This window comes from Vibrio anguillarum, assembly GCF_001989995.2.
Lineage (GTDB): Bacteria > Pseudomonadota > Gammaproteobacteria > Enterobacterales > Vibrionaceae > Vibrio > Vibrio anguillarum.
In genome coordinates this window covers 32,653-57,633 of the sequence record NZ_JAHGUP010000018.1, presented here as the reverse complement: position 1 = coordinate 57,633, position 24,981 = coordinate 32,653, and the positions used below count along the sequence as shown (strand labels likewise).

Here is a 24,981-nt window from a genome sequence, read left to right as displayed (position 1 = left end):
TAATAACTTAATCAGGAGCATAAACATGTTTAAAAACCTTTTTGCAAACCTGCAGAAAGTTGGTAAGGCTCTGATGCTTCCAGTATCAGTTTTACCAGTTGCGGGTATTTTGCTTGGTGTGGGTGCAGCGAACTTTAGCTGGCTACCAGAAGTTGTTTCACATTTAATGGAACAAGCTGGTGGTTCGGTTTTTGGTCAAATGGCACTACTCTTTGCAGTAGGTGTAGCATTAGGCTTCACGAATAACGATGGTGTTTCAGGCCTGTCAGCAATTGTTGGCTATGGCATCATGGTTGCGACGCTAAAAGTAATGGCAGTCGTAATGGGTGTTGATAACATCGAGACAGGTGTTCTTGGTGGTATCCTTGCAGGTGGTGTTGCTGCTTGGGCATTCAATCGTTTTTACAAAATTCAACTTCCTGAATATCTTGGCTTCTTCGCGGGTAAACGTGCAGTACCAATCATTACGGGTTTCCTTGCGATTGCTCTAGGTATTGTTTTATCTGTCATTTGGCCTCCTGTAGGTTCGGCTATCGCGACATTCTCTGATTGGGCTGCTAACCAAAACCCAGTAACCGCATTTGGTATCTACGGTGTTGTTGAGCGTTCATTAATTCCATTTGGTCTTCACCACATCTGGAACGTGCCTTTCTTCTATGAAGCAGGTACATGTACCAACAATGCAGGTACTACCGTTCACGGTATCATGACTTGTTTCTTGACTGCTGATGATGCGTCTCGCGCTGCAGGTAACGGTTTCGGTCAACTAGCGGGTGGCTACCTATTCAAAATGTTCGGTCTTCCAGCTGCAGCAATTGCAATTGCACACAGTGCTAAACCAGAAAACCGTGCCAAAGTAATGGGTATCATGGCATCAGCTGCATTGACTTCATTCCTAACGGGTATCACAGAACCTATTGAGTTCTCGTTCCTATTCATCGCTCCAGTACTTTATGTTGTTCATGCTTTGCTAGCTGGTCTTGCTTATGTATTGACTAACGCTCTAGGTGTTGTTCACGGTCACACGTTCTCGAACGGTTTCATTGACTTTGTTGTTCAATCTCCTCGTGCTGAAAACATGTTGCTATTGGTTGGTCTAGGTATTGCTTATGCAGTTCTATACTATGTCGTGTTTACTTTCGTTATCCGTACGATGAACCTGAAAACTCCAGGTCGTGAAGATGAATCTGAAGAAGCTTCTTCTGCTACAGGCAGTGAGTTAGCTGGTGAACTTGTTGCGGCCTTTGGTGGTAAAGAAAACATCACTAACCTAGATGCATGTATTACTCGTCTACGTGTTTCTGTTGCTAAAACAGAAGCAGTAAACCAAGAGAAATTGAAACAGCTTGGTGCTGCGGGTGTTGTTGTTGTATCGGGTGGCGTTCAAGCTATCTTTGGTACTAAGTCTGACAACCTTAAAACTGAAATGGATGAGTGGATCCGTAATCACGGTTAATTCATATCTTTTCATTCCCCTATAAAAAAGGAGGCGAAAGCCTCCTTTTCTTTTGCCGCTAACTCGCTCATCAGCCATTTCCTATTTTTATAAGTTGATCATTGCCATCTCATTTATTAGTTGAGTTGTCCGCTTGCGGCGATAAGACGGATCTCACACTTGGCTTGTTGACTTAATTCTCTTTTATCTCAAACGATAATCAAGTAAGGGCTATTTCGCTCTATTCCTTTATTCACATGTTTAATTTTGCTGTGGTTTGGGTGGCATGAATAGGTTTGGCTTCAAGAGGCAGGTGTAGCGGTTGTCGACAGGCATAAAAAAAGCCGATGATGACATCGGCTTTTAGAATCAACAGGATTATTGTTTGTTCATGGCTTTTTTAATGCAGATGGCGGCGCCACCCCACGTAATGCCCAAACCAATAATCATCATAATAATTGCACTTGTCGTCATTAGTTGCACTCCTTGCGGCTTGTTGCATTGATTGTTACGCCTATAGCGAATAGTAACCCGATCATGACCCATCCTAGGGTGAGGTCATAACCACCGTAACCCTCTGTGAATAGAGCGTTCAGTTTTGTGGCAACAATAATGGCCAAAATTACAGGTGAGATAAAGCGCAGACAAATATCAAACCACACGCCAATATTGAAATCGGAAATGCTGTTCACGTATTTGCGTACGTCAGAAATCTTAAATAGCCATGCCATGAGCGTAAGTTCCACTAGACAGCTCGCCATAATACCCACGTTGTTTGCGAAGTGGTCGACAAGGTCGAGTAGCAACAGGCCACCGTTGGTCGCAAAGGCCATTGAAACCAAAAACCCTACGCTGATAACTACATTAGCGGCCTTTTTACGGCTCCATTTTAGCTTATCGATGACGGCTGAGGTGACGGCTTCAATGATTGATATGTGTGAGCTTAGGCCTGCAACAACAAGTGCAAAGAAGAATATTGGCCCAAGAATATAGGGCGCTGGCAATAGGTTGATAGCCGCTGGTAACGTAACGAATGCAAGCCCAACGCCCGCAGACACGACTTCTGTCAACGGTTTGCCTTGTTCATGAGCCATGTAACCAAGAACAGAGAAAATCATAATCCCCGCCAGAATTGAGAAACCACAGTTGATCAATACTGTCATGAAGGCGTTATTCGTTATGTCTGATTTCTCAGGAAGGTAGCTGGAATATGCCAGCATGATGGCAAAACCAATACTTAGGGTGAAGAAAATCTGTCCATAAGCAGCAGCCCAAACCTTCACATCCCAGATCTTGTCAAAGTCAGGCTCAAACATGTAGTTCACACCATCTAATGCACCTGGTAGGAAAATCATGCGGCCAATCAAAAGCAGTACCATGATAAACAGTATTGGCATCATGATTTTTGAAGCGCGTTCGATTCCAGATTTCACTCCACCGACGATAGCAGCATAAGTAATGGCCCATGCAATCAGCATTGCAATGGCGATTTTCCATTGAATACTACCGAGATTGGTCGGTGAATTATCGCCTAGTGCTAAATAGTTGCTAAAGAAGAAAGCATTAGTATCGGTTCCCCAACTTTGTGTAAACGACATACCAAAGTAGGAAATAGCCCAGCCAATAACGGCCACATAATACACAGCAATAATAGCGGCAACCCCTACTTGGAACCAACCTAACCATTCAAATTTTGCGTGAATTTTAGCCAGTGTGGCTGGTGCTGAACCGCGATGCTTTTGACCCATACTGAACTCTAGGATCATAAACGGTATACCCGCTGTGATCATGGCGAAAAGGTAAGGGATGAAGAATGCACCACCCCCATTCTCATAAGCCATATAAGGGAAACGCCATATGTTTCCAAGACCGATAGCCGAACCTACGGCAGCCAGAATGAACCCTGCACGGGATCCCCATTGTTCTCGCTTCATTGTTTACTCCTTTACGACTTCCCTGAGGTATGAAGCTTCTCTTCGGCTGCGGAGCCAGTGTTGGAGTGATGAATACTATCGGTACACTAAATAGACCGTGAATATTTGCGCCATCATCCATGAACTGGCAAAAAGTTAGTGTTATATGTTGTCAGCTTTCAGAGAACTCAGAATATTGTTCTTAATAGTTCGATGTGTGTTTGCTGTATCTGAAATAATCAGCTACGCATGGGTTCGAGACTACAGACTAATCTAAGTTAAGGCAATAGATTGTAAATGTTATTCTCTGGTTTTTTGATGGTGTATTAGTTGTTAATTAATTGGGATTTAGGTGGAATGAACGTCATTTTTTAATAAGAATGGAATTTATAACTTCGTTGTCTAAAAAATATAAATGATAAAACTATTTTTTGTCGAAGAGTGTATGACTGAAAAACATACACTCACTAGTGAATCACACCACAATTTTATCTTGGTTTAAAAACGAACTGTTAGGCCGATATTAGCCGAAAATTGATTTATCCAATCAGATTTAAAACGAATCACGCACGTTTCTGAAGAAGGCAGTGTACAGGTTGCTGAAGTTTCGTTGTCAACAGAGGTACCTAACCAACGCACTTGGCTATTCAGCGCAATGTTATCGGTAAAGGCATACTCAAAACCCCCAAACAAGCTTGAAGAAAAACCATATTTATCTTTAGCCCAGTCAACATCCGTATAAGAACCACCGATACCTAGGCCTATATAAGCGGTCAATTGTTGGCTTGTCGGATAATAAATGCTGCTTTGAAAGTGGAGGTAATGGATGTTGGCATCCGCGTTAATGGTTTCAACAACGGTGTTTTGAGTGGCATAAAACAGACCAATTCGGCCTTTTTCGTAATCAGTTTCTATAGCGAGGCCATAACCAGAGGAAGCTTTTAAATCGTATTCATTGCTGGCTTGATCCTCGACTTCGCCCCCAATGATATACCCAAAAAAGGGAGAAACGATGACTTGCGCTTGTGCATAGGGAGCAGATAAAGCTCCGATGATAAGAATGATTTTATTGTATTGATGCATAATTATTAACCTAAGCCACTTTTTAACGATTAGGTTATTGTGATGGTAACTCCATAATTGTGCACGAAAAACCAACGATTCTTGAAGATACTTCACACTGATGTTATTACTTTGTTATCTGATAGGAGGTGGCTATGGAACTTGATCTAAAATATGCATTAGTGATTACTGCAACGGTCTTTACTATTCTCGTCGGTTTTGGTTTGATCGCTATCAGCCATTAATCAACGAGGGTTCTGCTGATGAACACTAGTGGAACTATCTCTGATAAAGAGACGAGAGCGGATTTAGATCGGCTCTCGAAGTACATTGGAGGAAAAAATGCATTGGTTGCCCAAGGTGGTGGCCAAAGAGGTATTTTTACCGCAGGTGTGTTAGATGCGTTCCTTCTTTCCAATTTTGACCCCTTTGATGAATTCTATGGCACCTCTGCAGGTGCATTGAATTTGTGCGCTTACCTATGCCGTCAGCATGGGTTAGGCAAGGCTTTTATTTTAGAACTCACCACGGATGCTAATTTTTTTAATCTATTTAGCTACGTTCGGCGTAAGCAGTTCATGAACTTGGATTGGGCTTTAGATCGCATATCGGAATTTCCTTATCGGTTGGATGTCGATATGGGAGCCCAAGTCCTTGCGAAAAGAAAAGCTTATGCTGCTGTTACCTCAGCACACTCACTCCACGACCATTATTTCCCGATATTAGAAAGTAACTGGCGAGAGGTGTTGATTGCCACCTGTGCGATTCCCCGCTTATATCCGCATGAAGTCAAGCTGGGTGATGACCTATATATTGATGGTGGAGTATCGGCATCAATTCCAGTTCAGGAGGCATGGCGTAGAGGTGCCCGTTTTGTCGCGGTAATCCGCACTGAATGCCCTGATGTCGACGCGGTAGAGAGTGGGTTACCGATGAAGCCGTTGCCTTCTGCTAAGCCTTACAACGAGGCTCATTGGTTACATGAACCTTTGCAAAATATTCAAGGTCAGTGGCGACAAAAATTGTCTTACTGGAAGCAAGAGTGGAGTGGTCTTCTCCATCAACAAATAGAACGTTCTAAGCTACAAAAACGTGAGCAAATGAATTTGGAGCTACTCAATGGTGGACGCTGGTTATTTGGCGCTGATGATATTTATCGCTTGAGTCATTTAATTGGTGACAAGTTTGATTCGGGGTTAGCGGATATGTTAATGGTGCATTACCAAACTTATTCTCTTACTCAAGAATTTTTGCGTGCGCCGCCGGATGATGTTTACATCCTACAGATTGTGCCCAGCGAACCACTGAGGTCAAGATCTCTCTTAAGCAGCAAAGAAGATCTGCTTTATGATTATGAGCTGGGACTGACGGCGGGTTATCGCTTTATCGACCAATTTAACCAAGCGCAGTCGGCATATCAGTCCCGTATTGCATCATCGGATTATTTTCCCCGCGACCATTAAGTCAACGGGGAGCACGGGTTATTCAAGGACCGGCAGGATACGCATGCAGTTGGTTGACCCTTCGACATCCATAATGTCACCTTGAGTGATGATCACTAAGTCACCGAACTCTAACAATTTTTTCTCCTTAAGCGTATTGAGAGCTGCAACGGCCACATCAAAACCAGTGTCTGCTTTGGTATCAAAATAGACGGGTGTGACTCCCCGATATAGAGCGCAGCGGTTTAAACTTCGTTCATTGGGTGACATAGCAAAGATAGGCAGTACAGAATTTAAGCGTGAGGTCATAAGCGCTGTTCTTCCTGATTCGGTCAGAGTCACCATGGCTTTGATTCCTTCCATGTGATTGGCCGCATAGATAGTGGACATCGCGATGGTCTCTTCAGCAGTCACAAACGAAGTATCGATTCGGTAATTTTGTTGGCTAGCTTCGATCATTTTTTCCGCGCCGACACACACTTCGGCCATCGAACGAACCGTTTCTACTGGGTATTTACCAGCAGCAGTTTCACCTGAAAGCATCACCGCATCGGTTCCGTCAAGCACCGCATTGGCAACATCCATTACCTCCGCGCGGGTTGGCATTGGGTTCTCTATCATTGACTCCATCATTTGTGTTGCGGTGATCACTACTCTATTGAGTGCCTTAGCGCGGCGGATCAGTTTTTTCTGCACACCAACCAGCTCAGGATCACCAATTTCTACCCCCAAGTCACCACGAGCGACCATGATCACATCGGAGGCCATAATGATGTCATCAATATTGTGATCACTGGCAACGGTTTCTGCCCGTTCCACTTTCGCCACGAGTTTGGCTTCAAGGCCTGCATCACGAGCGAGGCGGCGAGCGTATTTCATATCTTCGCCATTGCGAGGAAATGAAATGGCCAGATATTCAACCTGTATTTCGGCGGCGAGTAGTATGTCTCGTTTGTCTTTTTCGGTCAGCGCTTCCGCCGATAAACCGCCACCCTTTTTGTTGATGCCTTTGTTATTTGAAAGTGGACCACCGACGGTGACTATGGTGTGTATTTTAGCACCATCGACTGCTGTGACGAGTAGTTGTACTCGTCCGTCGTCCAATAGCAGCAAGTCATCCTGCTGCACATCTTGTGGTAGTTTTTTGTAGTCAATGCCAACCGAGTCTTGGTCACCTTGCCCTGGGGGGAGCTCTGCATCAAGAACAAATCGGTCACCTTCATTTAAGTAGACTTTTCCTTCTTTAAATGTGGAGACCCTAATTTTTGGTCCTTGTAAATCACCAAGTAAAGCGACATGGCGACCCAACTTAGCAGCGATAGCTCTTACTCGTTGCGCTCGCAGTTTATGGTCCTCGGAGCTACCATGTGAAAAATTCATGCGCACAACATTTGCGCCAGCTTTGATAATCGCCTCTAATATCTCGCCTTTGTCTGTTGATGGGCCTAAAGTAGTCACGATTTTTGTTCTTCTTAACACAGCGGTCATTGTGTTCTCCTGATGGGGCGGGAATCTAGATTGAGTATATGCAAGATCTGGCGAAAGAAAGGGGATAAGAGTGAAATTTATCGACAGGTGTCAGATGATTTTTGTCACAAAAAAAGAGGAGTTTCATATTTTTTGAATGTAAACAAATGGCAGTTTATTGGCTAAATACACGAAGATCTAGGTATATCCGTGATGCTTGTCACGGCAATATACTAAAGCGCTTCACAATTACTTCGCAAAGTAAAAAAATTGGCATGTTATTGATTTCTGGAGCTCCCAATGTATATGGCGCAACCAGGCCATATTGATCATATCAAACAGGTCAATGCTGGTCGTGTATATAAACTCATTGACCAAAAAGGTCCCATTTCTCGCATCGATTTATCGAAGGAGAGTGAGCTTGCTCCGGCAAGTATTACCAAAATTACTCGTGAGTTAATTGAAGCTCATTTAATCCATGAAACGACAGTACAAGAAGCGATCAGCCGTGGTCGCCCAGCCGTTGGTTTACAAACCAATAATGAGGGATGGCAATTTTTATCCATGCGTTTAGGGCGTGGCTACCTAATTATTGCCCTGCATGAGTTGGGTGGTGAAGTGTTGATCGACACCAAGATTGAGATCCATGAGCTAGACCAAGATGACGTGCTCGCTAGGTTGCTTTACGAAATTGAAGAGTTTTTTCAAACCTACTCGTCGCAATTGGATCGAGTGACGAGTATCGCAATTACCTTGCCCGGTTTAGTGAATTCAGAGCAAGGGATTGTACTGCAGATGCCTCATTACAATGTGGAAAATCTGGCTCTTGGTCCTGAAATTTATAAGGCGACGGGCCTACCTGTATTTGTGGCGAATGATACCCGAGCTTGGGCACTGGCTGAAAAGTTGTTTGGCCACTCGCAAGGCAATGAAAATTCGGTTCTTATCTCTATTCACCACGGTTTAGGGGCCGGCATTATCCTTGATGGCAGGGTGCTGCAAGGTCGGCACGGGAATATCGGTGAGTTAGGTCATATCCAAATTGATCCGCACGGTAAACGTTGCCATTGTGGCAATATTGGCTGTTTGGAGACAGTCGCCAGTTCGCAAGCAATTCGTGAAGAAGTGGCGCTGCGTATTGCAAACGGTGAGGTTTCATCATTGACTGAGCACAGTGAAATCACTATTGAAGATATCTGTGAGGCCGCAGCAGAGGGTGACCCATTAGCGGTGGATGTGATAGAGAAACTAGGGCGTTATTTAGGGGCCGCAATCGCAATTGTGATCAACCTGTTTAACCCAGAAAAAATTCTTATCGGTGGTGTTATCAACCAAGCTAAGAACGTGTTATACCCTGCATTGCAAAAATGCATCGAAGAGCAGAGCTTACCTGTCTATCATCAAGATCTCGAATTAGTGGAATCACGTTTTTATAAACAGGCAACCATGCCCGGTGCGGCTTTGATTAAACAAGCTCTCTATGATGGACTTTTGCTGATGAAAGTTGTCGAAGGTTAATTTTTTCGCGGTTAGATCATTTATATTTTTTACAATTAACCCATATGGCTATACTGTTATGTGAGTTCACTATAATTTTCGGGATTTCGTATGTCAGGTGTTTTAAATACGGTTGACCAGCGCACCAATCTTGTCGGAGAGAATCGACTTGAGTTGCTTTTATTCAGCTTAAATAGCCGGCAAATTTTTGCGATCAATGTATTTAAGGTGAGGGAAGTGATCAAAGTTCCTCAGTTAACGAAATTGCCCGGTTCTCATCATAATATTACGGGTGTAGCCTCATTGAGGGGAGTGCCAGTTCCTGTCATTGATTTGCGCAGTGCGATCGGTTTTCCTCCATCTCGCTTGGATAGCCAAGAACAGAACCTCATCATCACTGAGTACAATCGAACTATTCAAGGTTTTTTGGTTGGGCAAGTTCGCAATATTATCAATACCGCATGGACTGAAATTCAGCCACCACCGCGTTTAGCTGGCCGTTCTAATTACCTTACCGCTATCACCCATGTTAAAGAGGTCAACAGTAGCCATATTGTTGAAATCATTGATGTTGAAAAAGTGTTAGCTGAGATTATTGATTATGATGTTTCTATCTCAGAAGGCGTTCTTGACCATGATTTGGTTGCGGAGATGGTCGGGCGAAAAATTCTGATTGTGGATGATTCTTCAACGGCTCGTAACCAAATAAAAGGGACGCTCTCACAGCTTGGTTTGGAAATTGTCGAATGCAGAGATGGCTTAGAAGCATTGAATCTTCTGAAGTCGTGGAGCGATGAAGGAAGAGATGTAACGAGTGAGCTTTTACTGATGATCACCGATGCTGAAATGCCAGAAATGGACGGCTATAAACTGACTTCCGAGATCCGTAATGATCCGAGAATGAAATCACTATTTATTACGTTAAACACGTCACTCAGTGGCAGCTTTAATGAAGCCATGGTACAAAAAGTGGGTTGTGATCGTTTTATCTCTAAATTTCAACCCGATTTATTAGTACAAGTGGCACAAGACCGATTACGTGATGTGCTTTCGTAAGATTTTTAGCCATCATTACAATAAAGTCGTCTCTAATGTAATGTGCTGACATGAAATAGTAACGTTCACCTCAAACGACAATGCCTTGCTGATGAGGCAAGGCATTGAAAGATTAAGAAAAAGCTAAGCCATTACTTTTTCGGTTGTGCATCGATACATTGACCATTCACGGCTTGGCTTTCCGGCGCCATTAAATAGAGATAAAGCGGCATGATATCTTTAGGCGTTTTCAACAACTCCACATCTTCAGCGGGATAAGCTTTAGCGCGCATGCCAGTGCGCGTGCCACCGGGATTAATTGCATTCACTCGAATTGATGTGTTGCTTAGCTCATCAGCTAGCACTTGCATCATCCCTTCTGTGGCGAATTTTGACATAGCATAAGTGCCCCAAAAAGCACGACCATCATGGCCTACGGTTGAAGACGTAAATACAATCCGCGCATCTTGAGATTTGTGCAGCAATGGTAGCGCTGCTTGGGTGAGTAAAAACTGCGCTTTGACGTTGACCTGCATGACATCGTCATAAGAATCTTCACCAATCTGATCAAACGGGCTGATCACACCCAAAAGACCCGCGTTATGTAGCACGCCATCTAAGCGACCAAACTGCTCTGCAATGGTATCGATCATATCGAGATAATGTTGCTTGGTGGCTCCTTTCATGTCCAGCGGAACAATCGCAGCTGTTGCGTAGCCAGCGTTTTCTATCTCATCATACGTCTGTTCTAATTTTTTCACCGTGCGGCCGAGCAAAATGACGGTTGCGCCGTGGGCTGCATAGCTGATGGCGGCTTGTTTACCGATACCGTCGCCAGCACCCGTAACTAAAATGACTTTATCTTTGAGGGCATCTGCAGAAACTGAATAATCCACCTTGTGCTTCCTTATTGTTATGATTTGCTTTAAGTCTTCGTGACAAGATGGTTACAATACACCAAATCAAAACCTATGAGGATTAGGACGTTGGAATTTTTATTGGACTACGGCCTATTTTTGGCCAAGATTGCGACAATCGTCATCGCTCTTGTTGTGCTATTGGTCATCGTGAAATCGGTGGGCGGAAAAAACAGCGCGCAGAAAGGCGAGCTGGAAGTGGTGAATTTAACCGAGCGTCATAAAGAAATGGTCGAGCAGATGGAACACCATCTACATGATGAGGCTTTCTTGAAGGCTCGTGATAAAGCAGAAAATAAAAGCGAAAAAGAGAAAAACAAAGCACGTGATAAAGCGATCAAAAAAGCGGCGAAAGAGGGAGCATTAGATACCAAACGTGAACCGCATCTTTTTGTGCTGGATTTCAATGGCAGTATTGATGCTAAAGAAGTGAGTTCACTACGCGAGGAAGTGACCGCCATTCTCGCTGTTGCTCGTCAAGGTGATGAAGTGCTGCTGCGTTTAGAGACTGGCGGTGGCATGGTGCATGGTTATGGTTTGGCTTCTTCGCAGCTCGATCGCATTAAAGCGGCTGGATTACCCTTAACCATCGCAGTGGATAAAGTGGCTGCCAGCGGTGGCTATATGATGGCGTGTATTGCTGATAAAATTGTGGCCGCTCCTTTTGCGATTGTCGGTTCCATTGGCGTTATCGCGCAACTACCTAACTTTAATAAACTGCTTAAAAAACATGATATTGAATTTGAACAGTTGACCGCAGGTGAATACAAACGCACGCTGACTATGTTTGGTGAAAACAGTGATAAAGCGCGCGATAAGTTCAAGCAAGAACTCGAAGAGACTCACGAACTGTTTAAAGATTTTATCCGCGAGCATCGCCCAGCGCTTGACCTTGAGAAAGTGGCCACTGGTGAACACTGGTTTGGGACTCAAGCTCAAGAGCTCGGTTTAGTCGATGAGATCAAAACTTCTGACGACTTAGTGGTTGCTGCGTGTAAAGATAAAACGGTACTGGCGATCCATTATGTGCAGAAGAAAAAACTGACTGATAAATTGGCTGGCGTTGCAGGCGAAGCGGCCGATAGCGTGTTGCTGAAATTGATCAGTCGCGGCCAACGGCCAATCGTTTAAGTTAGGCGCTTCTTTCTCGAAGCAGGCAGATTATTTTTTCAGAGAGTATTAAGCGGATAAGCGGAGAAGTGCGTTACTTCTCCGTTTTTTTTGATCTCAGCCATTCACCGATGGCGAAGATCAACCCGGCCAACATGCCCGCTAAATGGGCTTCGATAGCCACGCGTGCATTAATAAGCTCACTAGTACTACTTGAAGCGCCGAACATTTGCTCCCAGACAACTTTGACAATAACACCAACCACCAGCAGCCAACTGCTGCGACGCCCTTGCAGTGCTTCTTGCAGCGCCAAATAGGCAAACATTCCATGGAGCGCGCCTGAAAGGCCGACATAGACTTGCATACGGCTCAAAAAAAGGCTGACGCCTACCATCAAGCTGGTTGCCAGAAGGCTGATTAACCATTTTTTACTGCTCGGTTGAAACACAAAATGGATAATCCACAGCCCTGCGAGGTTCATACCAAGGTGTGTAAAGTTGGTGTGTGTGAAATTTCCTGTTAGGATCCGCCACCATTGGCCCGCTTCAATGGCAGGCCGATTCCACGCACTGAGGGCGGCCAGTGGCGGCCATTGCAACCCCAAGCAGACCAAGCTGATAGCAAGTAGTGCAAAATAACGATTTTTTTGATGGTTTATGTTTAGTAAGCAAAGGCGAAAGTAATTCACGTTATGTCTCGATACTGTTCTCAATGTGGTAAAGCGCGAAAAGCCTGCATCTGTTCTTTGATCGTACCGCTTTCCTCGTCGGTCGAGCTTATCATTCTTCAACATCCGACAGAAGAACATCGCCCAATGGGCACAGCCCGAATTCTCGATTTATCTTTAGCCAATTGCAGGCGCTTTGTTGCCGAAGATTTTAGCCGGCACACTCAGCTGAATGAGTGCTTAGCTGAGCCGGATGTGCTCAACTATGTACTTTACCCGCATGAGACTGCGCAGCCCGTGTCGGCTATGAATATCAATGCTGATACCAGAAAAGTACGAGTTATTTTACTCGATGGTACTTGGAAGAAAGCGTATAAAATGTGGCAACTCTCGAGCAATTTACATTCGCTACCGTGTTTGCACTTGCCGACCGATCTCAAAGGCAATTATCGCATTCGCAAGGCACCGAGTGAAAACAGCTTATCAACTGTTGAAGCTGGTTTTCATATCTTGTCATTGCTTGAGCCTCGGCAAAATTTTCAACCGCTCCTTGATGCTTTTGATGCGATGGTTGCCTTTCAAATTAGCCAAATGCCAGCTGGGGTTTTTAAGCAAAACTATATCAGCGAGTAACCGCTATATCAGTGAGTAATGATGGCAGAAGCTACCACTCAACCAGCCATTAATAGTGATTATGAGCTGAGAAGAGTTGTTGATGGAGCCTTTGCGCATAGCCATCGGTCATAGCCGAAATATAGTCACAGATAACGCGCATACCATCGTTTTCATTGGTTTGGGCTTGCCACTTACCGCGCGTTGTTTCTGGCAGTAAGCGTTCAGGATCGGCGCTTAGCGCTTCAAATAGATCCATGATGATTTGTTGGCCTTTGTATTCAAAACGCTGCACTTGCGGAATTTGAATCACATATTGGCTCACAAATGATTTCAGTACTTCCAGTGCGGCGGCCATATTGGGTTCTAAATAGGCGTTGAAGGCGAGTAGTTCATTCTCGAAATGCGCATCAACGGCTTGAATATGAATGCTAGTCAGTAGCGCATTAACAATCCCGCCAATCGCATCTTTACGACGGTAATGTTTGCCTGCAAACAGCATTTCACTGATGGAAGCGATGTGTTCTTCAAACCACGCATCGCCGCATTCGGCCAGTTTCGAGGCTGCGGCCTCTTGCCACTGTTGGCGAGTCACCATGCCAAGCACGATGGCATCTTCTAAATCGTGCACGCCGTAGGCAATGTCATCGGCCAGCTCCATGATTGAGCAATCGAGTGATTTAAAGCGAGTCTTGTGATGTTGATAAGGCGTTGCGGGCTGACCACGCATTTGACTGAGTAGGGCTTTATCTTGCGCAGAGAGCGGCTCCGTTACCCAAGAAAAAATCGCGTGATCGCAATCGTATATTCCCTTAGCAGGCGACCACTCTTTAGCCTTCAACTGACGCTGGTGAGCGACTGCATTGGGTTGCTGTACGGCGCGAGTTTGGCTCAGCAGCGCAGGGTATTTTAATAACCCCAGCACAGTGCGGCGTGACAGGTTCATACCATGGTGTTCGGTGTAAGGCTCTAAGCTGGTCACAATTCGAAAGGTTTGCGCGTTGCCTTCAAAGCCGCCGTGATCGCGCATCATATAATTGAGCGCCACTTCGCCGCCATGACCATAAGGAGGGTGACCGATATCATGCGCTAGGCATAAGGAATCGATCAAACTATCCGAAGGCAGCAAATCACGAAACTCTGGTTGTTTGAGTTTAATTTGCGCCACTATTCCAGTGCCGAGTTGCGCAGCTTCTAAGGAGTGAGTGAGGCGAGTGCGATGGAAATCATTCAAGCTAGTGCCATGTACTTGAGTTTTGGCTTGCAAGCGACGAAATGCTGCCGAGTGAAGAATACGTGCCCGATCGCGTTGGAAAGGGCTGCGGTGATCATCGCGGCGGATTTTATGCTCATCATCTTGGCGTTCAAGCCATTTGGGGTCAATGGATATATCCATGCCATCTCCTGCAGTACATTTATGTTTTTCAAACACTTAACAAGTAACTTAGCGTGAGTTAGCTGATTTCGTCCAGCGTTAATTCGAAACTAGGGGCAAAGGTATTGAGAAAATACTCCATCTCAGGTGTATGGCGATCTCGTAAGGTCACGTCTAAACGTTTTTTGGCCAGCGCATATTCATGGTTGCCCGCGCTGAGTTCTTCTAAGCATTTGAGATAGGCGCAGAGTGAATCTGCCTGTTTGACTATCGCCACATCTTCAGGGTGCGCGGCGTCTGAAACGAGATATGGAGCAAAATCCTCACGCAGCTCTTTAGGCAACATCGAGAGCAGTTTTTGTTCGGCGGCGGCTTCTATCTTTTTGTATTCTTTCGCAATATCGGGGTTGTAGTATTTAACTGGTGTCGGAAGATCGCCCGTCAACACTTCACTGGTATCGTGGTACATACCTAAAATCGCAATCCGTTCAGGGTTGACCTTGCCGCCAAATTTTTTGTTTTTGATCACGGCTAAAGCGTGAGCGACAAATGCCACTTGTAGGCTGTGTTCTGAGATATTTTCACTGGAGATGGATCGCATTAAAGGCCAGCGTTGAATTAACTTCATTCGGGCTAAGTGAGCAAAAAAGTGACTCTCTTTCATTGCAATAAACATCCTTGCTGTGTTGGGGCCAAGAGAAAAATTGGCCATCAAAAGAAAACGGGCGCACTTTGTATCGAAAAGTGCGCCCGTTTAGCATATGGAAGTTTACGTCAGAATGCTACTGACTGTAGGTCGATAAGAAACGCTCGAAGCGGCCAATGGCAATTTCCAAATCTTCAATATGCGGTAAGGTGACAATGCGGAAGTGGTCCGGTTTTGGCCAGTTAAAGCCTGTTCCTTGAACCAAGAGCACTTTCTCTTGTTTTAAGAAGTCGAGCACCATCTTTTGATCATCTTTAATACTGTACATTTTCGTGTCAATTTTCGGGAACAGGTACATGGCTCCTTTAGGTTTGACACATGAGACGCCGGGGATCTGGTTGATGAGTTCCCACGCGCGATCGCGCTGTTCGAGCAGTCGGCCGCCGGGCAAAATCAACTCATTGATACTTTGATAGCCACCTAATGCGGTTTGAATCGCATGCTGCATGGGCACGTTGGCACACAAACGCATTGAGGCAAGCATTTCCAAACCAGCCACATAACCTTTGGCGATGTGTTTTGGCCCGGTAAGGAACATCCAACCACCACGGAACCCGCACACACGGTACGCTTTTGACAGGCCGTTAAAAGTGACCATTAAAACGTCATCAGCCAGTGTTGAAATGGGCGTATGGGTTGCACCATCGTATAAGATTTTGTCGTAGATTTCGTCGGCGAAAATGATCAATTTATGCTTTCGGGCAATCTCAACAATTTCCAGCAGGAAATCACGGCTATAGACAGCACCTGTTGGGTTATTGGGGTTGATCAACACAATACCGCGTGTTTTGGGCGTGATTTTACTGTTGATGTCGTTGAGATCAGGATACCAATCGGCTTCTTCATCACACAAGTAATGCACAGCAGTGCCACCGGAGAGGGCGACCGAAGCGGTCCATAATGGATAATCAGGAGCAGGGACAAGCATTTCATCGCCATTATTAAGCAGCGCTTGCATCGCCATCACGATAAGCTCTGAAGCACCATTACCGATGTAAACATCTTCTACATCTAGGCTACGCAGCCCTTTTTTCTGGTAGTGCTGCACCACGGCTTTGCGCGCGGAATAGATCCCCTTTGAGTCGCAATAGCCTTGTGAAGTAGGCAGATTACGGATCACATCAACTAGGATTTCATCTGGGGCGTCAAAGCCAAATGGGGCGGGGTTACCAATGTTTAACTTCAGTATTTTATGCCCCTCTTCCTCCATGCGTTTAGCATGTTTGAGTACAGGACCCCTAATGTCATAGCAGACATTGTCGAGTTTTGACGACATCCCGATATTTTGCATTGTATAATTCCTGAAAAATAAATAATTTCTTTATTAAACTACACTAAATTGATGTTTGATAGAATAAAAATCTGCCACTGTCCGCTTTTAGGATACAGATGAGGATGCCCGTTATCACAGGAATCTGCAAAAGATAACTCGTAACCTTGATTTCGTTTCCCTCTCTAAATAGAGTAGCCGTCAGTAGAGCCCGTGTCTCAATGTTTTCGAGGTCGATTTGTCGCATTTTCATCAAGCTATTGCTCGGTTAATCGAGCAAATAAACGACGCGAAGGATGATGACGTTCGTTTTGTACAAATACTGCAAGAAGCTCCCCCTTTCGCGCCAATTGATTGGCTTGAAGCGCAACCCATTTTCCCTAAATTTTATTGGCAGTCACGTGATACGCGCGAAGAAGTAGTGGCATTAGGTCAACTGTATACTTTTTCTGAGGCTGAACCTGCCTACGCTATTCTTGGTCAGGAACAGCGAGTTTGGGGTGGACGTTCTTTTGATGGGCATACGGACAAAAATCGCCGTTGTCTATCCTCATTTTTCTTTTTACCGCAAATTGAGCTGATTTGCTGTGATGGTCAGTGGTCATTGGCGGCGAATATTACCGCTGAACGCCAACGAACCTTGGTCGCACTGCATAAACTGCAACTTGAAGTTAGTCCGTTACGTGGTATGACGTCACATATAAAACAGGTCACCCATCAACCTAATGAGGTGAAGTGGCAGCAGTTGGTCAATCAAGTGCTTGAGGGAATTGATCATCAAGCGTTTAAGAAAGTGGTGCTCGCGCGGCAAACGACACTCAGTTTAGATAAGCCGTTAAGCGCGGCGCAGTTGCTTAAGGCAAGTGCGGCGCACAATCATCACAGTTTTCATTTTTTATTAGCATTTGATCAAAAACACAGCTTTATGGGGTCGACACCTGAGCGTTTGTACGCTCGTCAAGGGCAGACTTTGTATACCGAAGCGCTGGCGGGAACTATAGGTAGGGGAGAAAATGCGAGCCAAGACATGGAGTTATCTCATTGGCTTACTCAAGACAGTAAAAATCTTAATGAAAATCAATATGTAGTGGATGACATTATTGAACGGTTAACGCCTCATTCTGAAAGGGTTGATGTTGAACAGGACGTCCGTTTAGTGCGTTTGCGCAAAGTGCAACATTTAAAACGGGGTATCCATGCGCAGCTGAAAAAGGGTGTGAATGGTGTACAACTGCTGAACGCGTTACAACCGACCGCAGCCGTGGCTGGCCTGCCGCGTAAAGCGGCGATGGATTTTATTCAGGCTAATGAGCCTTTTGCACGTGGTTGGTATGCCGGCTCAGTCGGTTATTTTAGCCATCAACAAGCGGAGTTTTGTGTGGCGATTCGCAGCGCTTTGCTGGTGGACAATCAGGTCCAACTGTTTGCCGGAGCGGGCATTGTTCCAGGTTCAGTTGCTGAGCATGAATGGCAAGAGTTAGACAAAAAAATGGCAACCTTACTGAGTTTGATCAGCGACCATTTTCCTCTAGGAGTGGCGTCATGAAGCATGACCAAGCAGTGCTGAACCGAATTTGGAGCCAAACGCTACTTGAGGAGCTTACTCGACTTGGGGTGCAAGAGATCTGTATTGCACCAGGTTCACGCTCGACACCTTTGACCTTAGAGGCGGCCGCCAATCACAAGCTCTCAATCCATACTCACTTTGATGAGCGTGGGCTGGGCTTTCTTGCTTTAGGTCTTGCTAAGGCGAGCCAAAAGCCAGTTGCGGTGATTGTCACTTCTGGCACGGCGGCGGCTAATTTACTGCCAGCGATTGCTGAGTCACACCTCACGGGTGAAAAACTCGTTGTACTCACGGCTGACCGGCCCGTTGAGCTCGTGGGATGCGGTGCGAATCAAGCAATCAATCAAGTAGGTATTTACTCATCACATGTCACGCAGGCGGTGAATCTACCCAGTCCATCGACGACTATCCCATTGGCTTGGTTGTTAACCACAGTGGATGAGGCCATGGCCAACCAAGATCACATGGGGGGTGCAATACATATTAACTGTCCCTTTCCCGAACCACTTTATGCCGAACATCATGATGTAGATCTCTACGCGGACTATTTGGCTGTGATTGAAGCGTGGCGTCAGCGTGAGCAAGCATTCAGCTCTCGCCAGTACCAAACCGAAACAAAAACGTTAGATGATGGTGCATGGCTGAGTAAAAAAGGGCTGGTGATTCTTGGGTCGTTGACGTTAGCTGAAGCGAAGAAGGCTAAGCACTTTGCCAACAAACTTGGCTGGCCAGTCTTATGTGATCCACAATCAGGCGTGAGCAGCGAATGGGCGCATTTTGATTTGTGGTTACAAAATGCGCGAGCACGTGAGCTGCTTAGTGAAAGTGAGGTGGTGATTCAATTCGGTTCACGGCTGGTCTCAAAACGGCTTACTCAATGGCTAGCTAGCCATGCCCACACGGGTAACGTGCAGTATATTTACGTTTCACCCCAAATGGCACGTAATAATCAAAACCATCTGATGCAACAGCAGTTTGTCACTGATATTGCGTGCTGGGTCGATCGGCATATTGGTAAATTAACGGCTTTAGGTGCGGCGCAAGCGGGTTGGTCGGATCGGATAAAAAGTGTGGCGCAAGAGATTGCCCAACTGGCTAAATTACATTTGAACGGTGACTCTTCCATTACAGAGATTGGTTTAGCGCTCGATATGGCCGAGCGTAGCGAAGGGGCCGACCTATTTATCGGAAACAGTTTGTTCGTCCGTTTAGCCGATATGTTTGCTCAAATTGAGGGACGTTCGGTTTACTCCAATCGAGGCGCTTCGGGTATTGATGGCTTAGTGGCAACCGCCGCAGGAGTACATCGAGCTAATCATAATCCAATGTTGGTATTTATTGGTGACACGTCATTGCTGTATGATCTGAATTCTCTAGCTCTGCTTAGCCAAGTCAGCACGCCTCTGGTGCTGGTGGTGGTGAATAATGATGGTGGCGCTATTTTTGATCTATTACCCGTTCCCAAAACGCACAAAACCGCCTTGTACCAAATGCCCCATGGCTACCAATTTGAACACGCCGCACGGCAGTTTCGTTTAGGTTATGCTTGTCCGCAAACCTTATCTGCTTATCAAAGCTTGGTCCGTGAACATTTACAGCAGGGTATTGGTACCTTATTGGTTGAAGTGACCACGCCGTCTGGGCAAGCCGGTGAGCAAATCACACAATTTACCCAGCAAGTCTATGCTTTGTAGTCGTTTTTATTGCAGCACCACCACAGGTTCTACGTCGGTCGAGCCAGTGTTGGTTTTTCTACATGGTTTACTAGGCAGTGGGCGAGATTGGTCGAAAACGGCGCTTTTCCTTGCGCCATACTCGCAATTATGGATTGATCTTCCCGGTCATGGCGGTAGTCAGTCTCTCTTATGTGATGACTTTGATGAGTGCTGCGCTCACATTTCTGCAACCGTGCTTAAGCAGCTTGGTGAAAAAACACCTATCGTATTGGTGGGCTATTCACTTGGTGGAAGGCTGGCAATGTATGGCGTGGCGATGCAGCGTTTTTCGGCGTTGAATATTCAAGGTTTGATCGTTGAGGGTGGCAACTTCGGCTTGCAGAGTTCTTTTGAACGTGAGCAACGATTGAAAAATGATCACCATTGGGCACATCGTTTCCAAACTGAGCAGATTGAGCGAGTTTTGGTCGATTGGTATCATCAACCCGTTTTTTCTTCATTAAATCATGAGCAAAGACAAACTTTAGTCACTCAACGCAGTGCTAATCTTGGGGCGGCAGTGGCTCACATGCTACTTTCGACTTCATTGGCAAAGCAGCCTTATCTGCTCGCACAACTTGAGCAAGTCGCATTGCCAATTGTCTATGTTTGTGGGGAGAAGGACAGTAAGTTTGTTCAGCTGGCACAACAAAGCGGTTTCGAATATCGCCAAGTGCAGGCTGCAGGGCATAATGTCCATTATGAGCAGCCCGAAGTATTTGCTCATCTTATTCAAGAGTTTATCAGCCAATGCTAACGCGTTGGTTCAAAAACTATAATTAATAGAACAATGGAAAGCACCATGGCTAAAACAGTCGGTATTACTGAACAAGAATTGTATGCACCAGTCATCTGGAGTGACTGCAGCGCCGAATATGAAGATATTCACTATCACAAATCGCAAGATGGTATTGCCAAAATTACGATTGCCCGTCCTCAGGTGCGTAATGCCTTTCGCCCACAAACGGTTAAAGAGATGATCAGTGCGCTGGCCGATGCGCGTTATGATGAGCAAGTTGGCGTGATCATTCTAACTGGTCTTGGTGAAGCGGCATTTTGCTCTGGTGGCGATCAAGAAATTCGTGGCGACTACGGCGGCTATCGTGATGAGTCCGGTACGCATCATCTCAATGTGCTCGATTTCCAACGCCAAATTCGTACCTGTCCGAAACCTGTAATTGCGGCGGTTGCTGGTTGGGCTGTCGGTGGTGGCCATGTGCTGCATATGATGTGTGATTTAACTATAGCGGCAGAAAATGCCCAGTTTGGTCAAACAGGGCCCAAAGTGGGTTCATTCGATGGTGGATGGGGTGCGTCTTACATGGCCCGTATCGTTGGGCAGAAAAAAGCGCGTGAAATTTGGTTCCTTTGCCGTTTTTATGATGCTCAAGAAGCGTTGGACATGGGGCTGGTCAACACGGTTGTGCCAGTAGCTGATTTAGAAAAAGAGACGGTTCGCTGGTGTCGTGAAGTATTGCAGCATAGCCCTATGGCGCTGCGCTGTTTGAAAGCAGCGCTCAACGCAGATTGTGACGGCCAAGCAGGTTTGCAAGAACTAGCGGGTAACGCAACCATGATGTTCTATATGACAGAAGAGGGGCAAGAAGGGCGCAATGCCTTCAATGAAAAACGCCGCCCTGATTTCAATAAATTCCCTCGTAATCCTTAAGCGTAAAATCGGCTCAAATCATCCATTTTCCGTGATGATTTGGGCTAGTGGTCTCAATGAACAAAGTCGAATATCGAACAAAAGGTTGAAATTATGCGCAGCGCAACACTGTATCGCTACTGTTTACCGATGGATAGCGGCGTTATTCTCCGCAATCAGAAGCTGGTAGAACGTGAAGGTCTGATCATTGAATTACAAGATGATCACGGTTCAGCGTTGGGTGAAGTTGCCCCATTACCCGGTTTCAGTTTAGAGTCACTTGAGCAAGCACAGCAGCAGTTAATCGCGCAGCTTCAGCTTTGGGTTAGTGGTGAGCTTATTACCTATGATGATCTTTTTCCTTCTGTTGCCTTTGGTTTGTCGATGGCGGAGTTAGAGCTGAATGGTGGGTTGCCTCAAGCCGGACACTATCACGCAGCACCTTTGTGCTCAGGGGATCCTGATGAACTGATCCCGCTTCTGAACGCGCTACCGGGCGATCATAGAGTTGCGAAGATTAAAGTTGGGCTGTACGAAGCGATTCGCGATGGGATGATCGTAAATCTGTTTTTAGAATCCATGCCTGATTTGCAATTGCGTCTTGATGCTAACCAAGCTTGGACACCCGCTAAAGCTGAAAAATTTGCCCAATATGTCTCTCCTTCGCTGCGTCAACGCATTGCGTTTTTGGAAGAGCCGTGTCCATCTCCCAGTGACAGCTTGGCTTTTGCTATCAATACGGGCATTGCGATTGCGTGGGATGAAACCTTACAGCAAGCCGTTCGCCGTGCAGATTTTCAGCTAGAAGATCTGACGGGAGCGAAAGCCATTGTGATTAAACCGACCTTGATTGGGTCGGTACAGCGCTGTATCACTTTGATTGAAAAAGCTAAAACATTAGGCATTCAAGCCGTTATTAGCTCTAGCATCGAATCGAGCTTAGGACTTTGCCAATTAGCTCGTTTTGCGCAGTGGCAACTGCCTAATGAAATTCCGGGGCTAGATACGATTAGTTTGTTTAAAGCACAACTCGAAAGCGCATGGCCCAACAGCGCATTGCCGATACAAACGCTCGCTCAGCAAACGGTGGTTTGGCAATCTCAATGCGAGTAGGCGTTTCCTTTTGCCAAAAGCCGTGGCAACAACATGCTTTGTATACGCCGCACGCGATCGCATTGCGTACGGCGAATCAAACCTACACTTGGCAGCAGTTAGCGAACCGTATTGACGCTTATGCTTTTGCAATGCAGCAACAAGGTTTGCAGAACCAAGATGTGCTGACGTTAGTGGGTAAGAACAGCCTTGAGTTAGTGTTAATCTACCTTGCGTCGTTAAAACTTGGCGTGATCTGCGCCATCACCATGCCACAACCTGTGATGCTGCTGAAACAGAAACTCAGTACCTTATACGGAGAGAATAAACCACATTGGTTATGGTTAGGTGAAGGAGCTAGGCTCAAGGAGAATGAGCTAACTTCATTGCTCGCTGACGCTAACATCCGGCTTTATACTCATGAACATGTTACTCATGAACATGTTACTCATGAACATGTTTCGCAGCCCACGAGCGCTATGGTAAACAAGGCTGAGACACAGTTTGCCTCAATCATCTTTACTTCTGGCTCTACTGGGGTTCCTAAAGCCGTTATTCATACTTTTCAGCAGCATTGGTCGTCAGCCAGTGGTTTACTTGAGGTATTTTCATTTCGTTGCCATGATACGTGGCTGCTGAGTTTACCGATGTATCATGTGTCTGGGTTAGCCATTATTTATCGCTGGCTAGTAGCTGGTGCTTGCTTAAAAGTCGGCAGCGGCGATCTCACCCAAGATATAATTCATGTCACGCATGCTTCATTGGTTGCTACTCAACTGAAGCGTTTATTAGACAGTAAAACACCACTCGCATTAACGCATGTGCTGCTTGGCGGAGGGCATATCCCAAACTATCTCGCCCAGCAGGCGGCAAAGCATGGCATTGAAACTTGGGTGGGTTATGGTATGACGGAAGCGGCTTCCACTGTCACAGCAAAACGTGTTAACGCAAGCCAGAGTGTTGGTCATGTGCTACCCAAACGGCAAGTGAAACTACAAGGCCAGCGCATTTTTATTGGCGGTGAAACCATATCCAGTGGCTATTACCAACAAGGCTTAATCACGCCTCTTATGGATGAACAAGGATGGTTCGACAGCCAAGATCTTGGCCATTGGCAGAATGATGAGCTGTGCATTATTGGCCGCGTTGATAACCAATTTATCTCTGGAGGCGAAAACATTCATTGTGAAGAGATTGAAGCGGTATTATCTCACCACCCCGACATTGCTTTAGCTATGGTGATCCCTGTTCATGATGATGAGTTTGGCGCGCGCAGCGTTGCTTTGTTGCAATGCCAAACTATGCCTAAAAAAGAGGCGTTAGAGCAGTGGCTCAATGGCAAGCTTGAAAGATTTAAATATCCCATCGATTATTTTTTAATACCAAATCATTTCAGTGAGACGGGCATTAAAATCTCGCGCAAAGTCCTAAAAACCTGGCTTACTAACCATCAGCATCGTTACTTTCCTCTCACTTAGCTCGGTGAATAAGATACTCTACCTGAAATATTATCTTCGGATGCTGGTTGACTCTATTGAGAGGTGAACTATTACTTATCTATACCACCGACTGAATATTATTAGATAAGTTTTGGAGCGATTGATGAAAAAATACTTAGTATGTTTACCCGCAATAGCCCTCTCTTTCGGTGCTTCTGCCGCGACGAATGTGACCATATATGGTGATGATTCGTATCCACCTTATTCATACAGTGAAAGTGGACGTATTACTGGTATTTATACTGTAATTTTGGAACGCATATTTTCTAAAATGCCAGCCTATAATGTCACGATCAAAGAAATCCCTTGGAAGCGTGGCCTATCAGAAATCGAAAACAGCAAAATATTTGCATTATACCCACCTTATAAACGAATTGAGCAGCGTCCCTATATGGAGTACGAGATGCCTATCCTTGACGAAAAGCTAGTGGTTGTCTGTACAAAGTCAGTGTTAAGTACTCCAAGACCGAATTGGCCAGAAGATTATATGGGCCTTACTATCGGTAATAATTTAGGTTTCGCTGCAGGGGGAGATGAATTCCGTGCGGCTGTTGCGGCTGGTAAGATCGCACTCTCGGAGACCAAGGGGACGCCAAATAATCTCCTTAAGCTGATTGCAGGGCGCGTAGATTGCTACATGAATGACGCTTTATCTATTCGCTGGGAGCTCAGTAAGCTGCAAAAAGAAGGTAAATATGATGGGCAGAGTGTTATGGAAGGCGCAACCATTAGCTCTGAACAAGGATTTCTGGGTTTTGTGACGGATGGTGGTCAGTTCCCTTATAAAGATGATTTTAAAGCCACATACCACAAAATTTTATCTGAAATGAAAGAGAGTGGTGAGCTAGAACAAGTGGTTAGTAGCTTTTTGCAGTAATCCGTAATCGTTATAATCAACAGTATTATTTTAACTTAAAGGTAACAATGACAGGATACTAAAAATAACTGTCAT

General features: G+C 45.5%; 23 protein-coding genes. 14 read left to right on the top strand and 9 right to left on the bottom strand.

Annotated elements, in window-relative coordinates:
- The first annotated feature begins 25 nt into the window (after positions 1–25).
- Entirely contained in the window at positions 26–1,456 is a 1,431-nt protein-coding gene (gene ptsG, locus PL85_RS04595) for a PTS glucose transporter subunit IIBC (protein ID WP_115339167.1), read from the top strand.
- A 357-nt stretch (positions 1,457–1,813) separates the two neighbouring features.
- On the opposite strand, the gene PL85_RS04590 is transcribed toward ptsG, so the two are convergent.
- From PL85_RS04590 to PL85_RS04580, 3 genes are all read right to left on the bottom strand, one after another.
- Positions 1,814–1,909 (bottom strand): MetS family NSS transporter small subunit, encoded by a 96-nt coding sequence (locus PL85_RS04590; RefSeq protein WP_010319106.1) that lies wholly within the window; start codon positions 1,907–1,909, stop codon positions 1,814–1,816.
- Entirely contained in the window at positions 1,909–3,369 is a 1,461-nt protein-coding gene (locus PL85_RS04585; RefSeq protein WP_017045264.1) for a sodium-dependent transporter, read from the bottom strand. The genes PL85_RS04590 and PL85_RS04585 overlap by 1 nt, the downstream gene beginning before the upstream one ends.
- 477 nt (positions 3,370–3,846) lie before the next feature.
- Entirely contained in the window at positions 3,847–4,431 is a 585-nt protein-coding gene (locus tag PL85_RS04580) for an outer membrane beta-barrel protein (protein ID WP_174223798.1), read from the bottom strand.
- A 134-nt stretch (positions 4,432–4,565) separates the two neighbouring features.
- Here PL85_RS04580 and cydH point away from each other — a divergent pair, with 134 nt between their 5' ends.
- Both cydH and PL85_RS04570 read left to right on the top strand, forming a co-directional pair.
- Complete coding sequence (gene cydH / locus PL85_RS04575; RefSeq protein WP_094123948.1) at positions 4,566–4,655, top strand: cytochrome bd-I oxidase subunit CydH; 90 nt, start codon at positions 4,566–4,568, stop codon at positions 4,653–4,655.
- A gap of 18 nt (positions 4,656–4,673) precedes the next feature.
- On the top strand, positions 4,674–5,873 hold the full coding sequence (locus PL85_RS04570; RefSeq protein ID WP_064625709.1) for a patatin-like phospholipase family protein: 1,200 nt from the start codon (positions 4,674–4,676) through the stop codon (positions 5,871–5,873).
- 18 nt (positions 5,874–5,891) lie between these two features.
- On the opposite strand, the gene pyk is transcribed toward PL85_RS04570, so the two are convergent.
- On the bottom strand, positions 5,892–7,340 hold the full coding sequence (gene pyk, locus PL85_RS04565) for a pyruvate kinase (RefSeq protein ID WP_017045267.1): 1,449 nt from the start codon (positions 7,338–7,340) through the stop codon (positions 5,892–5,894).
- A 279-nt stretch (positions 7,341–7,619) separates the two neighbouring features.
- Here pyk and mlc point away from each other — a divergent pair, with 279 nt between their 5' ends.
- Both mlc and PL85_RS04555 read left to right on the top strand, forming a co-directional pair.
- The gene (gene mlc, locus PL85_RS04560; protein WP_013856420.1) at positions 7,620–8,837 is read left to right on the top strand and encodes a sugar metabolism global transcriptional regulator Mlc; all 1,218 of its coding nucleotides are present in this window, start codon (positions 7,620–7,622) and stop codon (positions 8,835–8,837) included.
- A 90-nt stretch (positions 8,838–8,927) separates the two neighbouring features.
- Positions 8,928–9,872: a chemotaxis protein CheV gene (locus tag PL85_RS04555; RefSeq protein ID WP_017048555.1), complete on the top strand. Its 945-nt coding sequence runs from the start codon at positions 8,928–8,930 to the stop codon at positions 9,870–9,872.
- 131 nt (positions 9,873–10,003) lie between these two features.
- Here PL85_RS04555 and PL85_RS04550 read toward each other — a convergent pair whose 3' ends face one another.
- Complete coding sequence (locus PL85_RS04550) at positions 10,004–10,747, bottom strand: YciK family oxidoreductase (protein ID WP_115339165.1); 744 nt, start codon at positions 10,745–10,747, stop codon at positions 10,004–10,006.
- Positions 10,748–10,837: 90 nt separating this feature from the next.
- Here PL85_RS04550 and sohB point away from each other — a divergent pair, with 90 nt between their 5' ends.
- A complete protein-coding gene (sohB, locus tag PL85_RS04545) occupies positions 10,838–11,899 on the top strand; it encodes a protease SohB (RefSeq protein WP_115339164.1) in 1,062 nt (353 codons plus the stop codon).
- Between the two features lie 73 nt (positions 11,900–11,972).
- Here sohB and rrtA read toward each other — a convergent pair whose 3' ends face one another.
- Positions 11,973–12,566, bottom strand: a complete 594-nt coding sequence (gene rrtA, locus PL85_RS04540; RefSeq protein ID WP_094500313.1) for a rhombosortase — start codon at positions 12,564–12,566, stop codon at positions 11,973–11,975.
- A gap of 3 nt (positions 12,567–12,569) precedes the next feature.
- On the opposite strand from rrtA, the gene PL85_RS04535 reads away from it, so the two are divergent.
- Positions 12,570–13,178, top strand: coding sequence for a tRNA-uridine aminocarboxypropyltransferase (locus PL85_RS04535; protein ID WP_088732716.1), 609 nt, complete (start codon positions 12,570–12,572; stop codon positions 13,176–13,178).
- Positions 13,179–13,227: 49 nt separating this feature from the next.
- Here PL85_RS04535 and PL85_RS04530 read toward each other — a convergent pair whose 3' ends face one another.
- From PL85_RS04530 to PL85_RS04520, 3 genes are all read right to left on the bottom strand, one after another.
- The gene (locus tag PL85_RS04530) at positions 13,228–14,553 is read right to left on the bottom strand and encodes an anti-phage deoxyguanosine triphosphatase (protein ID WP_026028279.1); all 1,326 of its coding nucleotides are present in this window, start codon (positions 14,551–14,553) and stop codon (positions 13,228–13,230) included.
- Between the two features lie 58 nt (positions 14,554–14,611).
- A complete protein-coding gene (gene yfbR, locus PL85_RS04525) occupies positions 14,612–15,196 on the bottom strand; it encodes a 5'-deoxynucleotidase (RefSeq protein WP_029189779.1) in 585 nt (194 codons plus the stop codon).
- A 118-nt stretch (positions 15,197–15,314) separates the two neighbouring features.
- The gene (locus PL85_RS04520) at positions 15,315–16,529 is read right to left on the bottom strand and encodes a pyridoxal phosphate-dependent aminotransferase (protein WP_013856428.1); all 1,215 of its coding nucleotides are present in this window, start codon (positions 16,527–16,529) and stop codon (positions 15,315–15,317) included.
- 217 nt (positions 16,530–16,746) lie between these two features.
- Here PL85_RS04520 and PL85_RS04515 point away from each other — a divergent pair, with 217 nt between their 5' ends.
- From PL85_RS04515 to PL85_RS04485, 7 genes are all read left to right on the top strand, one after another.
- Positions 16,747–18,054 (top strand): isochorismate synthase, encoded by a 1,308-nt coding sequence (locus PL85_RS04515; protein WP_013856429.1) that lies wholly within the window; start codon positions 16,747–16,749, stop codon positions 18,052–18,054.
- Positions 18,051–19,769, top strand: a complete 1,719-nt coding sequence (gene menD, locus PL85_RS04510) for a 2-succinyl-5-enolpyruvyl-6-hydroxy-3-cyclohexene-1-carboxylic-acid synthase (RefSeq protein WP_115339163.1) — start codon at positions 18,051–18,053, stop codon at positions 19,767–19,769. Before PL85_RS04515 ends, menD begins: the two co-directional genes overlap by 4 nt.
- The gene (gene menH, locus PL85_RS04505) at positions 19,759–20,547 is read left to right on the top strand and encodes a 2-succinyl-6-hydroxy-2,4-cyclohexadiene-1-carboxylate synthase (protein WP_115339162.1); all 789 of its coding nucleotides are present in this window, start codon (positions 19,759–19,761) and stop codon (positions 20,545–20,547) included. The genes menD and menH overlap by 11 nt, the downstream gene beginning before the upstream one ends.
- A gap of 45 nt (positions 20,548–20,592) precedes the next feature.
- Positions 20,593–21,459 carry a 1,4-dihydroxy-2-naphthoyl-CoA synthase gene (gene menB, locus PL85_RS04500; RefSeq protein ID WP_115339161.1) on the top strand — a complete coding sequence of 289 codons (867 nt, stop codon included), beginning with the start codon at positions 20,593–20,595 and terminating at the stop codon, positions 21,457–21,459.
- Between the two features lie 93 nt (positions 21,460–21,552).
- Positions 21,553–22,551, top strand: a complete 999-nt coding sequence (gene menC / locus PL85_RS04495) for an o-succinylbenzoate synthase (RefSeq protein ID WP_013856433.1) — start codon at positions 21,553–21,555, stop codon at positions 22,549–22,551.
- Positions 22,542–24,008 (top strand): o-succinylbenzoate--CoA ligase, encoded by a 1,467-nt coding sequence (menE, locus tag PL85_RS04490; RefSeq protein WP_115339160.1) that lies wholly within the window; start codon positions 22,542–22,544, stop codon positions 24,006–24,008. The genes menC and menE overlap by 10 nt, the downstream gene beginning before the upstream one ends.
- 124 nt (positions 24,009–24,132) lie before the next feature.
- Positions 24,133–24,906 carry a substrate-binding periplasmic protein gene (locus PL85_RS04485; RefSeq protein WP_017044397.1) on the top strand — a complete coding sequence of 258 codons (774 nt, stop codon included), beginning with the start codon at positions 24,133–24,135 and terminating at the stop codon, positions 24,904–24,906.
- Positions 24,907–24,981 lie beyond the last annotated feature (75 nt).

Bases quoted from the DNA above. Each gene is read 5' to 3' on its own strand.
- ptsG (WP_115339167.1), top strand. From the start codon at position 26: ATGTTTAAAAACCTTTTTGCAAACCTGCAGAAAGTTGGTAAGGCTCTG.
- PL85_RS04590 (WP_010319106.1), bottom strand. From the start codon at position 1,909: ATGACGACAAGTGCAATTATTATGATGATTATTGGTTTGGGCATTACG.
- PL85_RS04585 (WP_017045264.1), bottom strand. From the start codon at position 3,369: ATGAAGCGAGAACAATGGGGATCCCGTGCAGGGTTCATTCTGGCTGCC.
- PL85_RS04580 (WP_174223798.1), bottom strand. From the start codon at position 4,431: ATGCATCAATACAATAAAATCATTCTTATCATCGGAGCTTTATCTGCT.
- cydH (WP_094123948.1), top strand. From the start codon at position 4,566: ATGGAACTTGATCTAAAATATGCATTAGTGATTACTGCAACGGTCTTT.
- PL85_RS04570 (WP_064625709.1), top strand. From the start codon at position 4,674: ATGAACACTAGTGGAACTATCTCTGATAAAGAGACGAGAGCGGATTTA.
- pyk (WP_017045267.1), bottom strand. From the start codon at position 7,340: ATGACCGCTGTGTTAAGAAGAACAAAAATCGTGACTACTTTAGGCCCA.
- mlc (WP_013856420.1), top strand. From the start codon at position 7,620: ATGTATATGGCGCAACCAGGCCATATTGATCATATCAAACAGGTCAAT.
- PL85_RS04555 (WP_017048555.1), top strand. From the start codon at position 8,928: ATGTCAGGTGTTTTAAATACGGTTGACCAGCGCACCAATCTTGTCGGA.
- PL85_RS04535 (WP_088732716.1), top strand. From the start codon at position 12,570: ATGTCTCGATACTGTTCTCAATGTGGTAAAGCGCGAAAAGCCTGCATC.
- PL85_RS04530 (WP_026028279.1), bottom strand. From the start codon at position 14,553: ATGGATATATCCATTGACCCCAAATGGCTTGAACGCCAAGATGATGAG.
- yfbR (WP_029189779.1), bottom strand. From the start codon at position 15,196: ATGAAAGAGAGTCACTTTTTTGCTCACTTAGCCCGAATGAAGTTAATT.
- PL85_RS04520 (WP_013856428.1), bottom strand. From the start codon at position 16,529: ATGCAAAATATCGGGATGTCGTCAAAACTCGACAATGTCTGCTATGAC.
- menD (WP_115339163.1), top strand. From the start codon at position 18,051: ATGAAGCATGACCAAGCAGTGCTGAACCGAATTTGGAGCCAAACGCTA.
- menH (WP_115339162.1), top strand. From the start codon at position 19,759: ATGCTTTGTAGTCGTTTTTATTGCAGCACCACCACAGGTTCTACGTCG.
- menB (WP_115339161.1), top strand. From the start codon at position 20,593: ATGGCTAAAACAGTCGGTATTACTGAACAAGAATTGTATGCACCAGTC.
- menC (WP_013856433.1), top strand. From the start codon at position 21,553: ATGCGCAGCGCAACACTGTATCGCTACTGTTTACCGATGGATAGCGGC.
- menE (WP_115339160.1), top strand. From the start codon at position 22,542: ATGCGAGTAGGCGTTTCCTTTTGCCAAAAGCCGTGGCAACAACATGCT.
- PL85_RS04485 (WP_017044397.1), top strand. From the start codon at position 24,133: ATGAAAAAATACTTAGTATGTTTACCCGCAATAGCCCTCTCTTTCGGT.